10 protein-coding genes are annotated in these 14,955 nt (G+C 64.4%); 7 read left to right on the top strand and 3 right to left on the bottom strand.

Annotated features, from left to right (window positions below; translation table 11 throughout):
• Positions 1 to 45: 45 nt before the first annotated feature.
• Entirely contained in the window at positions 46 to 849 is an 804-nt protein-coding gene (locus tag EAH76_RS15490; protein WP_241659720.1) for a DeoR/GlpR family DNA-binding transcription regulator, read from the bottom strand.
• Between EAH76_RS15490 and EAH76_RS15485 the strand changes: the two genes are divergently transcribed.
• From EAH76_RS15485 to EAH76_RS15470, 4 genes are all read left to right on the top strand, one after another.
• Positions 821 to 1,972 (top strand): transketolase, encoded by a 1,152-nt coding sequence (locus EAH76_RS15485; RefSeq protein ID WP_241659719.1) that lies wholly within the window; start codon positions 821 to 823, stop codon positions 1,970 to 1,972. The genes EAH76_RS15490 and EAH76_RS15485 overlap by 29 nt on opposite strands.
• On the top strand, positions 1,969 to 2,925 hold the full coding sequence (locus EAH76_RS15480; protein WP_140851180.1) for a transketolase family protein: 957 nt from the start codon (positions 1,969 to 1,971) through the stop codon (positions 2,923 to 2,925). Before EAH76_RS15485 ends, EAH76_RS15480 begins: the two co-directional genes overlap by 4 nt.
• A gap of 8 nt (positions 2,926 to 2,933) precedes the next feature.
• Complete coding sequence (locus EAH76_RS15475; RefSeq protein WP_241659718.1) at positions 2,934 to 4,418, top strand: FGGY family carbohydrate kinase; 1,485 nt, start codon at positions 2,934 to 2,936, stop codon at positions 4,416 to 4,418.
• A gap of 91 nt (positions 4,419 to 4,509) precedes the next feature.
• Entirely contained in the window at positions 4,510 to 7,599 is a 3,090-nt protein-coding gene (locus tag EAH76_RS15470) for a TonB-dependent receptor domain-containing protein (protein ID WP_140851178.1), read from the top strand.
• Positions 7,600 to 7,693: 94 nt separating this feature from the next.
• Here EAH76_RS15470 and EAH76_RS15465 read toward each other — a convergent pair whose 3' ends face one another.
• Positions 7,694 to 9,919 carry a hypothetical protein gene (locus EAH76_RS15465; RefSeq protein WP_140851177.1) on the bottom strand — a complete coding sequence of 742 codons (2,226 nt, stop codon included), beginning with the start codon at positions 9,917 to 9,919 and terminating at the stop codon, positions 7,694 to 7,696.
• Positions 9,920 to 10,307: 388 nt separating this feature from the next.
• On the opposite strand from EAH76_RS15465, the gene EAH76_RS15460 reads away from it, so the two are divergent.
• Positions 10,308 to 11,339 carry an IS110 family transposase gene (locus EAH76_RS15460; protein ID WP_140851176.1) on the top strand — a complete coding sequence of 344 codons (1,032 nt, stop codon included), beginning with the start codon at positions 10,308 to 10,310 and terminating at the stop codon, positions 11,337 to 11,339.
• 497 nt (positions 11,340 to 11,836) lie between these two features.
• Here EAH76_RS15460 and EAH76_RS15455 read toward each other — a convergent pair whose 3' ends face one another.
• Positions 11,837 to 12,751, bottom strand: coding sequence for an IS110 family transposase (locus tag EAH76_RS15455; RefSeq protein WP_140851175.1), 915 nt, complete (start codon positions 12,749 to 12,751; stop codon positions 11,837 to 11,839).
• A 423-nt stretch (positions 12,752 to 13,174) separates the two neighbouring features.
• Here EAH76_RS15455 and EAH76_RS15450 point away from each other — a divergent pair, with 423 nt between their 5' ends.
• Both EAH76_RS15450 and EAH76_RS15445 read left to right on the top strand, forming a co-directional pair.
• A complete protein-coding gene (locus EAH76_RS15450) occupies positions 13,175 to 13,708 on the top strand; it encodes a DUF6538 domain-containing protein (protein ID WP_140851174.1) in 534 nt (177 codons plus the stop codon).
• A 60-nt stretch (positions 13,709 to 13,768) separates the two neighbouring features.
• Positions 13,769 to 14,938 (top strand): site-specific integrase, encoded by a 1,170-nt coding sequence (locus EAH76_RS15445; protein WP_140851173.1) that lies wholly within the window; start codon positions 13,769 to 13,771, stop codon positions 14,936 to 14,938.
• The last annotated feature ends 17 nt before the right edge of the window (positions 14,939 to 14,955 follow it).

The raw sequence follows: 14,955 nt of genomic DNA, 5'->3' as shown, positions 1-14,955 counted from the left end.
CCTCATCCGAATGGTAAAGCGCAGCGGCTCGAGCGGCCGTTTCTGCTAGGCGACGATCACCTTGACCCCGGCCGCTTCGATCGCGGCGTGATGCGCGGCGCTGATGCCGTCGTCGGTCACCAGCGTGTTGATCAGGTTGAGCCCGCCCAATGACGAGAAGGAGCGCACCCCGATCTTGCTCGAATCGGCGACGAGGATGACGGTGTCGGCCGCGGCGATCATCGCGCGCTTGACCGAAATGTCCGACAGCGCCGGGAAGGTGAGGCCGGCATCGACGTCGATCGCCGCGGTCGCCAGGAACAGCGTCTGTGCGAACAGGCCCGCGAAATAATCGGCCGAGCGCTCCCCGCTCAAGGACAGCGTCGGCGCCTTGAAGTGCCCGCCGGTCATGTGCACCTCGAACCCCGAGGTCGCGCCGAGCATCAGCGCGATGTTGAGCGCGTTGGTGATCACCGTCATGTCGCGATGCTGCAGCAGGTTCGCTGCGACCTCGGTGGTGGTCGATCCCGAATCAAAAATCAGCGTCTCGCCATTGCCGACCAGCGTCGCCGCGGCGCGCCCGATGCGCTGCTTGGCGGCGAGGTTTTCCTGGTGCTGCAACGCCATCGATCGCACCTGGTGCGGCACCGACTTGAGGAACGCGCCGCCATGCTCGCGTTCGATATGGCCATCGGCCTCGAGCCGTTCGAGGTCCTGCCGCACCGTCACTTCGGACACTTCGAACGCCTCGGCGAGCGTGCGCACACGCGCGCTGCCTTCTTCCTGCAGCCATTCGAGAATCTTCGCGCGGCGCGTCTCGCCGAGCAGCTTGGGGCGGCCGATGAAGCTCATCGCCGATGGCTCGGGCATCGCGGCACCCCGCTGGCGAGAAGGCAACGGGGCGAAATGGATCGGCACGTTTCAAACACTTAGCGTCTCCCTCCCCTATTGTCGGCCGGAGCGCCAAGGCTGGCGATGCCGAGACAGCAATCTAGCGGGGCTCACAACGCCCTGTCAATTTTTGCGCGGTACTTTCGAAATGAAGATATTCGAAAGTCGATCGCTTGCGTTTGTTCCGCCATTCGCTTATGAAAATTTTAGGAGAGCAAAAAGCATGTCGAGTTCAGTGGAATCGCGCGCCGAGAATGCGCCACAGCCAGATCGGGCTGTCCGCATCGCGCACGTCCGCGAACGCGCCAATTGGATGCGCCGCCGCCTGCTGAAAATGATCTTCGACGCAGGTCAAGGCCATCCCGGCGGTGACCTGTCGGCAAGCGATATCGTTGCGACCCTGTATTTCGACATTCTTCGAATTGATCCCAAAAATCCCGCCGCCCCGGACCGCGACCGCTTCGTGTTGAGCAAGGGGCATTGCACTGGCGCGCTCTACTCGGCGCTGGCGGGCGCGGGCTTCTTCCCCGAAGCCGAACTCGACACCTATCTCAAGCCCGAATCGCGGCTCAACGGTCACCCCAACCGCACGTATCTGCCGGGGATCGAGACCAACACTGGGCCGCTCGGCCACGGCTTCCCAGTCGCGACCGGCATCGCCACCGCCGGACAGATCGACCAGGCCGGCTACCGGGTGTTCGTGCTCACCGGCGACGGCGAGCTACAGGAAGGCAGCATGTGGGAAGCGGCTATGTTCGCCGGCCACCGCGGCCTCGGCAACCTGACGCTGATCGTCGACCGCAACCGGCTCCAGCAGGGCGCCGGCACCGAGGACACAAATGCGCTCGAACCGCTCGCCGACAAATGGCGCGCGTTCGGTTGGGAGGTGGTCGAGCTCGACGGCCATGACGTCGGCGCGCTGATCGACGCTTTCGATGCGGCAGCCGAACCGCGCAACAAACCTCGCTGCATCATTGCCAACACCTTCAAGGGCAATGGTGTGAGCTACATGCACGACAACGCCGCCTGGCATCACGGCGTGCCCAACGCCGATCAATATGCGCTCGCGCTCAGCGAACTCGAAGCGGAGATGGCGGCATGAGCGCGGCTGCTGCCCCATCGGGCCTGTTCGACTGCCGCGACGCCTATGTCCGCACGCTCGAAGAGCTCGCCGCTGCCGACGATCGCATCGTCGCGGTGTGCAACGACTCCGTTGGCTCGTCCAAACTCGGCGCCTTCCGCACCCGTTTTCCGACCAGGCTGGTCAACGTCGGCATCGCCGAGCAGAACATGGTCGGCGTCGGCGCCGGGCTCGCCAATGGCGGCAAAATTCCGTTCGTCAGCGGCGCCGCCTGCTTCCTTACCGCGCGTGCGATGGAGCAAATTAAGGTCGACTGCGCCTATAGCCAGGCCAACGTGAAGCTCTGCGGCATTTCCAGCGGCGTCGCGTACGGCGAGCTCGGCGCCACGCATCACAGCATCGAGGACGTCGCCTGGCTGCGCGCGATCGACAAGCTGACCGTGATCGTCCCCGCCGACCCATGGCAGACCGCCGAGGCGATCAAGGCCGCCGCTGAATTCGACGGCCCGGTGTACATACGCCTCAGCCGCATGCCCGTCCCCGCGCTGACCCGCACCGATCCGGTATTCCGCATCGGCCAGGCCGAAGTGCTGCGCGACGGGCACGACCTCGCGATCATCGCCAACGGCACCACGGTGCACCACGCGATCGCTGCGGCCGAGACGCTGGCGAGCGAAGGCGTGTCGGTCCGCGTCGTCAACATGGCGACGGTCGCGCCGGTCGACGGCGAGGCGATCGCCGCCGCCGCCGGCACCGGCGCGATCGTCACGGTCGAGGAGGGCTTGTCCCGGGGCGGCCTCGGCGGCGCGGTCGCCGAATTCTGCGCGGCAAATGCGCCGGTGCGGATGCGGATGCTCGGCTTCCCCGGCTTCGCGCCGACTGGCTCCGCGGCATGGCTGATGGAGCATTTCGGCCTGACTGCGCCCGGCATCACACTCGCAGCGCGCGAACTGCTCGGCGTCGTGCGCGGCTGATGACGCGCATGGCCATCCTCGCCCTCGATCAGGGGACCAGCAACAGCAAGGCTCTGCTCGTTGCTCCGGATGGCACCGTCCTGGCGTCGCGCGCGCGTTCGATGCGCGTCGATCACCCGAAACCCGGCTGGGCCGAACAATCCGCGCTCGATATCCGGGACACGATCGTCGGCCTGATCGACGAAGTGGTCGCAGCCGCCCCCGACGTCAGCGTCGCCGCGGTTGCGATTGCGAACCAGCGCGAGACAGTCGTGCTATGGGATGCCGACACCGGGCTCCCGCTCGGCCCGGCGGTGATCTGGCAATGCGGACGCTCGGCCGAGCGCTGCGCCGCACTGCGCGAAGCCGGCCATGCCGACGACATTTTCGCGCGCAGCGGCCTCGCGCTCGACCCGATGTTTTCGGCCGGCAAGCTCGCCTGGCTGCTCAACTCGGTACCCGGCGCGCGCGACCGCGCAGCGGCCGGCACACTGCGCGCCGGAACGATCGATAGCTGGTTGGTGTGGCAGCTCACCGCTGGCGCGATCCATGCGACCGAGCCAGGCAATGCCGCGCGCACACAGCTCTTCAACCTCGACACGCTTTCCTGGGACGCCGAACTCGCGCGCCTGTTCGACGTGCCGCTCGCCATCCTCCCTAAAATTCAGCCGTCCGACAGCCACTTCGGCAGCGTCGCGCCCGGCCTGACCGCCTTGCCCGACGCCACCCCGATCCACGCCGTGCTCGGCGATAGCCACGCCGCGCTGTTCGAGCACATCGCCGCTAGCGGTGCGCAGGTTAAGGCGACGATGGGCACCGGCAGCTCGGTGATGGCCGCGACCGACCGCCGCATCCATTCCACCCACGGCCTGTCGAGCACTATCGGCTGGAGCCGCGGCGACATCGCGCAGCATGCGATCGAAGGTAATATCATGGTCTCGGGCCAGGCCGCCGCCTTCGCCACCGAACTGCTCGGACTTACCGACGAGACCGCGCTGACCGATCTCGCCGCCACCGTCGACGACAGCGCCGGCGTCGTGTTCGTACCCGCGCTCGCCGGCCTCGGCGCACCACATTGGTGCAGCGACGCGCGCGGCACGATCTCGGGCCTCACCCTCGCCACCCGCCCCGCCCACGTCGCGCGCGCCACGTTCGAGGCGATCGCGTTGCAGATCGGCGATGTCCTCGTTGCGATCGAGGCTGATCTCGGCCGGCCCTTTGGCGAAATGTCGGTCGACGGCGGCGCCGCGCGCAACGATCTGCTCGCGCAACTGCTCGCCGATCTGCTCGACCGCCGCATCGTCCGTCCGCGCGTTGCCGAGGCGAGCGCACTCGGCGCCGCACGGCTAGCCGCCGAAGCGCTCGGCCTGACGCGTACCGACACCGCGCCGGCCCCCGCCGACAGTTTTCATCCGAGCCTTTCCGCCGCCCGCCGCAAGGCGATCCACCATCACTGGCAGAGCGCCATCACGCGCGCCCTACGCCCCGAACCGGTGCCCTCGGCACCCGAATAAAGACCCAAGGGGGACGCCACGATCCCCCGGACCCCGCCGCCCTAAGCAAGCAGCGGTGTCTCGAACCAGAAACGTAACAGGGAGAAGATCAATGACCATATCCGACACTACCCCTCCATCCGCGCAGCACGCGCTCAAGCGCCTGCTCCTTACCGGCGCGAGTGCGTTCACCGTCTTCGCCGCGATGCCGGCGTTCGCGCAGAGCCAGCCGATCGAATCCCTGCCGCCGTCGCAGCCTGCCGCCTCGATACCCGCGAGCGAGCCGTCGCCCGCCGACGCTACGTCGCAGGACATCGTCGTCACCGGCAGCCGCATCGCCAGCCCGACGCTGAAGTCGCCGAGCCCGCTGCAGGTCATCACCGCCGAGGATATCCAGCGCCAGGGCACCACCAACGTGCAGGACATCCTGCAGAACAATCCGGCGATCGGAGCGCCCGGGCGCAGCCGCAACACTGGCGGTAACGATACCGACCCCGGTCTCGCCACGCTCAACCTGCGCAACCTCGGCCCCGATCGCACGCTCGTGCTGATCGACGGCCGCCGCACCGTGGCGGGCGTTCCCGGCACCGCACAGGTCGACGTCTCGATGATCCCGCCGTCCTTCGTCGAGCGCGTCGACGTGCTGACCGGCGGCGCTTCGGCCGTCTATGGCTCGGACGCGATCGCGGGTGTCGTCAACTTCATCTACAAGAAGCATTTCAAGGGCTTCCAGGCCAATGTTCAGGAAGGCATTTCGGGCAAGGGCGACGACGCCGAGACCGATGCCAACATGACCTTCGGTTCGGACTTCGCCGGGGGCCGCGGCAATTTCATGGGCTACGTCGGCTATAACCAGGCCAGCGCGGTGTATTCGGCCGCCCGCGCGTTCAGCGCGACCCAAGTCACCAGCCTTGGCTCTACCGAGCGCAAGGCCGGAGCGTCAGACCTGAACCTCCAGGCAGCGAAAGACCTGTTCCTCCCGACCAACTCGCTATCGAGCGTCGGGCCGGGCGGCATCTTCGTGATCGGCGCGAATTCGAACCAGATCATCAATCCGGACGGGACGTTCCGCGCTTTCAATTCCGTCCGGGACGGCTTCAACCCCGGTTTGTACGGCCAGATCGCATCGCCGACCAAGCGCATCACCGTCGCCGAGCGCGCCAATTTCGACGTGACCGACAAGCTCAACGTGTTCCTTGAGACGACCTATTCGAACGTCCGCACCAACGGCGAACGCGAGGCCTCGCCGCTGCGCACCGACAGCGCACTCGGCGCCTTCTCGGGCACCGGCGGCTTCTATCCAATCCAGTTCGCCGTACAGAATCCGACTAGCGGCGCGACCGTCATCCTCAACAATCCGCTGGTGCCCGCCGCGGTGCTGGCGGCCGCGACCAACCGGTCGGCCAACGACCTTATCAATTCGAAGGACCTCAGCTTCCTGGTGCGCACCACAGCCTTCCCGCCGGGCACCCGCAAAACCCCGACCGAACGCGACAACTTCCGTATCGCGCTCGGCGGCAGCTTGGATTTGGGACATAGCTGGAAGCTCGATGGGTATTACCAGTACAGCTACACCAAGCAACATCAGGAACAGCAGGGCTTGGCGAACCTCTACAACGTTGCCAACGCGCTGCAGGTCGTCACCGACGTGTTCGACGTCAACAAGAACGGCAACACCACCGAGGCGATCTGCGTCGATGCCGCGGCACGCGCCGCGGGTTGCGTCCCGCTCAACATCTATGGCCTGAACGCCGACGGCTCGAGCAAGATATCGCAGGCAGCGATCAACTATGTGATCACCAATTCGGTGCGCGATTCGAAGCAGGAGATGCAGGTCGGCTCGGTCAATCTGTCGGGCACGCTGTTTAACCTGCCGGCCGGCCCGCTGCAGGTTTCGGTCGGCGGTGAATACCGCACCGAGTCGAGCCGCGACATTTTCGATCCGCTGACCAACCAAGCGAAGAACGGCTATGTCCAGTTGCTCAACACCGCGGGCCGCTTCGACGTCAAGGAAGCTTACGGCGAGGTCGTGGTGCCCGTGCTCCACAACCTGCCGCTGGTCGAAAGCCTGACGCTTCGCGGCGCGTATCGCCTGTCCGATTATTCGACGGTCGGCCGCTTCTCGGCATGGAACGTGGGCGGCGAATGGGCCCCAGTCCCTGACGTTCGCTTCCGCGCGGTCTATGCGCACGCGGTGCGCGCACCCAATATCGGCGAATTGTTCGCCGCATCGGCCGCGGGCATCGTCACAATCGTCGATCCGTGCCAGGGTGTCACGCTGACATCGACCGGGTCGACCTCGGTAAATTGCCGCGCAAACCCGGCGATCCTGGCGAACATCAACGCCAACGGATCGTTCTCGCTCGTCACGTCCGATCTGAACGGCGTAGGCGGCGTCACCTCGGCCAACCCCAACATCAAGCAGGAAACCGGCAAGACCTTCACCGCCGGGGTGGTGATCAACCCGCGCTCGATCAATGCGCTGCGTAACCTCACGCTCACCGCGGACTATTTCGACATCAAGCTGGAAGGCGCGATCAGCCGGCTTGCGACGACCACCGTGCTCAACAAATGCTATGTTCAGGGTCTGGCCGATTTCTGCCAGTTCGTCACGCGGCGCTCGCAGCCTTCGGGAGCGTACAGCATCGGCTCGGTCGAGCAGATCGTACGCGGCTTGGTAAACAGCGGTGGCGCCTTCACGCGCGGACTCGATTTCACTCTGAACTATCGTCACGGGCTCGCCGGCGGGACCGCCTCGATCAGCGCGAGCTGGACGCATCTGCTCAAGAACGGCGTGGTTCCGCTGACGGGCGATGCCTATGACAATACGAAGGGCGAGCTCGGCACACCGACCGACAAGGCCAATGTGAGCCTCGACTGGGGCAACAAGGTGGTCGGGTTGACGATCAATGCCGATTATCTTGGGCCGCAGATGCTCGATTACGAGAACTTCCAGACCACCTATGTGCTTGCGGACGGGTCGCTGCCCGATCGCAGCCTCTTCACGATCAAGTCGACGATCTACACCGATGCGCAATTGCGCTTCACCGGCGTGAAGGGCTTCGAATTCTATCTTGGCGCCAAAAACCTGTTCGATGTCGCCTATCCCGGCCTGTACGGCGGCGTCGGAGGTTTCAACGCTTCGTCGATCTATGATCCGATCGGTCGCCGCTTTTACGCAGGCGTGCGCGTGAAAATGTAGTGGATCCCTCCCCTGGGTGACCTTGAGGGAGCCGTCGTCCGACGGCTCCCTTTTTTTCGCACTCACCTGCCTTCGGGGAGGAGAGACGCAGCCGTCAGCGCTCGACCCGTACCAGATATTGCGTCGTTGCGGGCGTGCCGATCGGCAGCTCCCAGCCGGGCTCGATCATCTTGGCCGCAATCTCTTTGCCGATCGGGCGCGCCGCGCCGTCGAGCGGCTGCGCAAACACCCCGATAGCGCCTTCCAGAGCCTTGAGCGTGACATAGCCGGTGATGGGTTCGATCAGCGTCGGCGCCGTCCCCCACACGGCGAGATTGGCGCCGCGTTCGTCCCATTTCTGGCCGGTATTCTCGACCCGCCCCGTCGTGGTCAGCAGGATGCGGTTCGACAGGCTGATCGGCTTGCCGTCGAGCGATGACAGCGTAATCACCGCGAACCGGTTGCTGATCTCGGCGGACAGGTTGCCCGTTTCGACCTTGGCATTCGCACTGATGAAGCCGACCAGCGCCTGGCTGCGCGGTGTATCGACGCTGACCAGCCCGTCCTTGCCGTCATCGGTGCGCCAGTTGAGCTCGCCGGTGTCCGACGTGATCGGGTTCATCACCCCGAGCGGCGCCGGCAAGCTCGGTTTGCAATCGAGACAGGACACGCGCGAGCTATGGACGAGCGGGATGCGCACGTCGAAGCCCCGCGTGTAATACGGCATTTCGCCGCGCGGCAGCCGCGCCGCCTCGCTGATCTGGTCGGTCGAATAGGAGCGCGTCAGCATCGTCTTCGCCGCCGCGACGTCGCCGCGCAGGAACATCATCGCGCCGACCGGCATCTGCGCCATTTTGGCCGGATCGAGCGTGATGTCGAAGTGATCGGTGATCATCGGCGTCCACTGTCCGGCGACCTTGGTCTCGAACGTGTAGAAGAAGATCCCGTCCCAGTCCTGCAACGCGGCGTAGGACGCGAGGATCGGAATCATCTCTGCACCGTAATCGCTCGGGAACGGCTCGTTGACCTCGCTGACGGTGAACGGCTTGCTGGCATAGGCGCTGCGCGCGAGTTTCAGGATCGTCGCGCGCTCGGGGAAATTGACCATCGGATCGTTGCGATGGCCGTAGATCGCCGGGTGCTCCCAATAGACGTGGGCATCGACCACGTCCGACTTGACCAGCGTCCGCATCAGCGGCTGGTTCGCCATGAAGAAGGTGTGGTCAGCCATCGGCACGATCGGCACCTTCACCCCGACCTCATCTTTAAGGAAACGCTTGAAGTCGGCATGGAAGTTGATCTCCACCTGAGTGATGAAGGCGATCTCGGCATCGAGCCGCAGCCGCGGCGCGTCGGGATGGTCGCCGCGGCGCATGAAGCCGATCGGCTGGCCGTCCGCCACGCCCGCCAGCCTGTGCAACGCGGCTATCTCGGCCGGCTTGCGGTTCCTGGCGAGCCACTGATTGTACATGTCGACCAGCAGCGCGTGGTAGTGTGGCGTCAGGTCGAGCTGATAGTTGGGCGCGCCCTCCTTGCGCTCACCGCGCAACCAGTTGCGCGCCCAGAATTCAAGCAGCGAATTCTCGTTGACCACCTCGACCAGGGCGATGGCGGGATCGTCGGCGTAGCGCAGGCCGGTATAGGCGTTCTTGTGATCCAGCAGCTGTTTGGCATAATCCTTTTGCAGCGCAATTAGCTCGGGCCCGAAATAGGTGAAAGCTTTGAACGGCGCGATCAGGGCGGCGTCGGGCACGCCGTCTCCAGGCGTGAAGACGCGCCCGACGTTGAGGTTAAAATTGGTATAGATGCCGTTCTTTTTCAGTGCAGCGATCCAGTAATCGAGCCGGTCGAGCTGTTCCGGGTTGAAGTGCTGGCTGTCGGGCAAGTCGCCGCGGATCAGCCCGCGCGGCGGGTGGGTGAAGGGTCCTGCCGCCGGCGACACGCTCGCCCCTTCGTTCCGGATCGGGAACTCCGTATCGGGCCGGTCGAGAAAATGCAGCCGCACGCAATTGACGCCGAGCCGCGCGAGCGCTGCTGCATAGCCTTCCGCCGCCTTGTGGTCAGGAAGTTCGGCCGAGCCGTTCGCCCAACCGGTCATGTTCACGCCCCAGCAGCGGAAGCGCTTGCCGTCGCCCCGATAGAAGTGCCCGTCTTTTACGCGAATGAAGCCGTGGCTTCCCGCGGGTCCGTCGAGCAAAAAGCGCGCGTCTGCGGCAGAATCGACGCGACGCTCATGATCGACCGCGAAAGGCTGTAGCGGCACGTCGGGCGCCGCGCCGGCCGGTGCCGCGAGCGCCATGAGAACTAGCGCTAAGCCGCGCCCGAGGTCTGCCTTGCTCACCCAATCTCTCCCATGCAGCCGCGGGGCCGATCAGGCTTCGCTGTCGCTCTGCATGGTAGATTACGATGTCACGCGATCAACGCAATAATCATATCATATGGGCAACTATAGGAGCGCCATGGCTGGTTCCGCTTTGTTTCACGATGTGACGCGCACTCGACGCCTTCGTAGAGCGCCGAATGGATTCCGAATGCGATGATTTCCACGCCTTCGATGCGGATGCACTGGACGAGCGTACGCCCGAGCCCATCGAAACAGCCGACCAGCCGGCGTATGTAAGGCCCTCGCACAATCCATCTGTGGACATCCGGTAATCGCGCGCAGGCTTAGGTGATAGCGTAGCGATTCGGGCGACGAGCCCGATGTGCTCTGACCATCGGAGGCTATCATGATGCGGTTTGTGGGACTGGATATTTCGCAGAAGACAACGGCTGTTTGCGTTATCGACGGGAGCGGCGCGCGCATTTGGCGCGGGCAATGCCTTTCGACGCCAGATCAGATTGATGTGGTCATTCGTCAGCACGCCGACGAAAATGCCCGGATTGGGATCGAGACGGGTCCAATGACGACGTGGCTAGTGCACGAGTTACGGGCTCGCGAACTGGACGTTGTATGCCTCGATGCCCGCCATGCTCGAGCGGCCCTGAAAATGCAGCTCAACAAGACTGATGCTAATGATGCGGAGGGCTTGGCCCAGATTATGCGCACAGGGTGGTTTCGCGCGGTCCATGTAAAGTCATTCGAGACACACCGGGCTCGAGCACTTCTGGGCGCACGGGCTCAGCTCGTCGGGATGACGACGCGGCTTTCAAACCACATACGCGGCGTGCTCAAAACGTTCGGCCTTCTACCCGGCGCAATGCGAGGCCTCCCGTTCGACCGTCGAGTTGAAGCGCTGCTCGAAGGGCGACCAGACGTTGCACCGGTAATCCAGCCCATGCTCGGCGCATGGAGACAGCTAAGGATCCAGATAGCGGCGTTCGACAAAGCTGTCCGCGACATCGTGAAGGCGAGCCCAACCTGCAAATTGTTGATGTCGGTGCCTGGCATCGGAGCGCTTACCGGGCTCGCCTATGTCAGCACGGTCGAAGACCCTGATCGATTCAGACAGTCGAGAGCCGTCGGTGCCCATTGCGGCCTTACGCCGAGGCAATACCAATCTGGTCAGATGGACCGGAGCGGCAAGATATCGCGCTGCGGTGATGCCCTGATCAGAACGCTGTTATACGAGGCGGCCAGCGTCATTCTCACCAGGCTTAGGCGCGCTTGCGATCTAAAGGACTGGGCTGAGGCGATCGCGAAGCGTGCAGGTCGTGGGAAGGCGCGCGTAGCGCTGGCACGCAAGCTCGCTGTAATCCTGCACAGTATATGGCGTTCAGGTGAGCCCTATCGCTGGGCGGATGGGGCAGCCACCGCCTGAAGGAGCGCTTTTCTCGAAATTCCTGTTCGGCCGCCAACCGGACGGAATGCTTGCCCAATGGGGCGAGGATGAAGGTGACTGCGCAAGAGGGCCTTGAGCTTGCCAATCCGTCGGCAAAGCCCGTTGTGGACCTTGCAGCACCTCGACTTCGGACCAGATGATGCGGCGACTTTATCGACCGCGAAGAGAACCGTGACCCCGGGCGGCAAAGAACCGAAAAAGGATTTGACGAATGGAAGGCGATTAGAGAACGCCCCTTCGAACGCAAGCGGTATTTGGAGGCTCTGACAAGTAGTCGGATGCTGCCATCTGTCCGGCCTGTAGTGCAGCGCTAAGCTGCTGGCCCGTATGGGAGTTCGCGGACCGGAACCATATCACCAACAGCGTGCTCGTGGCACGGTGGAAAGCCCTGGTTCTTCCGGCCCCGTCTCGCCGACTGTTTTGCCATACCCTCCTTCGACCGACTGCGCCCTCCGACGCCTCTGGTCCGCCTCGGCTTACGCCGAGCCCGCGACCGGAGCTCTGTAATCCTCTTGCTTGACCAACACCGCCCAGACGATGCGCGCGGTTTTGTTGGCGAGCGCGACCGTCACCAGCATCCGCGGCTTTCGCGCGAGCATGCCCTCAAGCCACGAGMCCTTGGGCGCACCGCGCCTGCTCGCCTGCAACACGACGGCACTGCTGCCGATGATCAGCAGCCGCCTGAGCGTTCGCTCGCCCATGCGGGAGATAGCGCCCAGCTTCTGCTTGCCGCCGGTCGATGCCTGTTTGGGCACGAGCCCCAGCCAGGCAGCGAAGTCACGTCCCTTCGCGAAGGTCTCGGCCGGAGGCGCGATCGCTGCGATCGCCGTCGCCGTGATCGGACCGATGCCAGGGATCGTCATCAGCCGGCGCGCCACCTCGTCTTCGCGTGCACGGCGGGCGATCTCCTTGTCCAGCGCGGCAACCCGCTTGCCAAGTTCGGCCAGCATATCGACCATCATCGCAAACATCGGCCGTGCCGCCTCGGGCAACGTTGCCGACATGTCGCTGTCGTCGAGCAGGTCCGCCAGCATTGCCAGGTGACTCGGCCCCTTAGGCGCCACCCAACCATATTCGGCGAGATGCCCGCGGATCGCATTGCCGAGTTGGGTGCGCTGCTTCACCAACAGATCCCGCGTGCGGAACACCAGGGCCGCCGCCTGCTGCTCTTCCCGGACCTCGTACCCCATCGCCTGAAGCTCGCGCGCCCAGTGGTGCGCACCTCCGCACGCTTCCAGCGCCACAATGCACCGCGGCTGCGATACGAAGAAATTTAGAAGCTTTCCTCGGCTCAGCTTGCGGCTGAAAACCGTTCGCCCGGTGCTATCGGCGCCGTGCGCATGGAAAACGTTCTTGGCGATATCCAACCCGATTGTGGTAACTTCCGACACGGACGCCTCCCTCAAGTGGTGATCAACACCTCCACTTTGGCACATTGATGCCGTCGGGGGGCGTCCACCCCATCACCAATCTAACCTCATGCGAAGCCACCCTGATCAAAACAATCGCGCAATCACATTCCGAAGTAGGCTCCGGCCAACATTCATATTTCTCGACGCCAGGCCCCAGCACCGCTATCCTTAAATCGCGTCACCGGATCGGCCGGTGGCGGGCGGCAGGTACAGCGGCTGGTCAGCGGACAGGTACAGCGGAGGAGTAACCGCTTTATCGAAAACCGCAGATTTCAGCGGGTTTCCGGTAGGTCTCTCCCCTCCCGTAGGGGTCACCAGTTTCGCTCCAATCCGCAGAAATCCAGTGTTTACGTTGGTTTCCACCTCCGCCTGGTACAGCGAGCGGGTACAGCGGGACGAACAATGGTGGCGATGGCGGAGCCCTGGCGGCATCCTGAAACTGGAACGTACTACCTCCGACGACAGATCCCGAAGCCACTCCGCGAGGAGTTCGGCGGCCGTCAGCTCTGGAAGAGATCCCTCGAAACGAAGGACGCCGGAGTGGCCCGCCGGGCGTTCGCCGCGGCCAACGCCGAACTGGAGGTCCGCTTCGAGGCGGCCCGGGCGGCGATCGAAGAACGCACGCTCGGCACGCGGCTGACCGCTGCGCAGGCCGATGCCGCCGTCGCGCGCGCATCCGCGCTCCACCGGGGGAGCCGGCTGGACCGCTTCCCCGCCCTGTCGAACGTATACTGGGCCGAGGAGGCAGCGGCCGCCAAGCTGGCAGCCGGTCGCGTCTCGGTCTTCCTGGATTCCTCGCCGGCCGGCCTCGCGGCGATGGATCCCAACAACCTCCCCGGGGATGCGTGGATGCGCGTCTTCCGAACGCGCCCCCGCAAGGACATCCTGTTCATGGCGGAGCATATGATCCTCTGGGTCCACGGGTCGTTCCGCTAGGAGGGAGGCTTCGACGACATCGCGCGAGGGCCTGAGAACGACTGGGCGCTGACGCAGGCCGTGACCAGCGCGATCGAACGCGAACAGGCCGACCTGCGCGTCCTGGCATCAACGCCCTTCCGATCGACAGGGACCAGACTCCGTCCCGACATGCTGCTCGGAGAGCTGCTGACCGAATGGAAGAACAAGACGCCGGCACCCGGGCAGCAGGGCGCGCATGAGACCGGAACTACCGTGGAGGACTTCATCGACTTCGCCGGCGACATACCCGTGGCCCAGATAAGCGGCGATCATCTCTACAACTTCCGGGATGCGGTGGCTTCGCTGCCCAAGGCCATGCCGCTAGCCCATCGGGCCCTAACCTTCTCGGCACGGGTTGCCGCATGCCGCGGTCTGCCGGGTCCGATGGTGGCTCCCGCCTCGGTGAAGCGCCGCGTCGGGCACCTCCAGGCGCTGCTGACCCACGCGTTCAACCAGCGCTGGATCGAGATGAATTCTGGCAGCGGCATAAGGATCGAGGGCTACACCAAGAACACCGGCGGCCGCCGCCCCTTCCTGGACGACGAGCTAGCCACGCTGTTCTCGAGCGACCTCTTCCTGCGACCCGAGAAATGGTCGGAACGACGGGAATCGGTCGGGGATCTGACCCTCGCCTGGCTGTTCCTGCTGGGCTTGACCAACGGTTCGCGCATCGAGGAGATCGGGCAGACCGAACTCGCGAACGTGAAACGCGACGGGGGAGTGCTCTATCTGGACCTCGGTGCCGACGCGGTAGTCAAGAACGAGACGTCGCGACGCCTGATTCCGATACACGATCTGGTGATCGCTCTCGGATTCGAGGAATACGTCGCGACATTAAGGACGGCAGGTCAGACCAGGCTGTTTCCCGATCTTCGTCCAAACCGGTTCGACAAGCTCTGCCAGGCGGCGTCGCGCGTAGCGAACCGCCTCATCGACAAGGTCGTGTCCCACGATCCCCGGATCGCGTTCCACTCCCTTCGGCACAACTTCAAGGACCTGGCGCGCGACGTTCCGATCGAGAAGTACATAGTCGAGCAGATTATGGGCCATGCCGGCATCTCGACCGGCGACAAATACGGCGTCGGTGCGCGGTTGAAGACGCTCAAGCGCGAACTCGATCGCGTCACGTTCGAGATGGTCGATTGGACCGCGGTGAAGAAGGCGTTCGCATCGATCGACTGGGAGAAGTCGGTCGGAGCCCGGACATGAGGGAGTGCTACGTAGTC

Source organism: Sphingomonas glacialis (genome assembly GCF_006439055.1).
Lineage (GTDB): Bacteria > Pseudomonadota > Alphaproteobacteria > Sphingomonadales > Sphingomonadaceae > Sphingomonas > Sphingomonas glacialis_A.
This window is presented reverse-complemented; position numbering and strand designations above follow the sequence as displayed.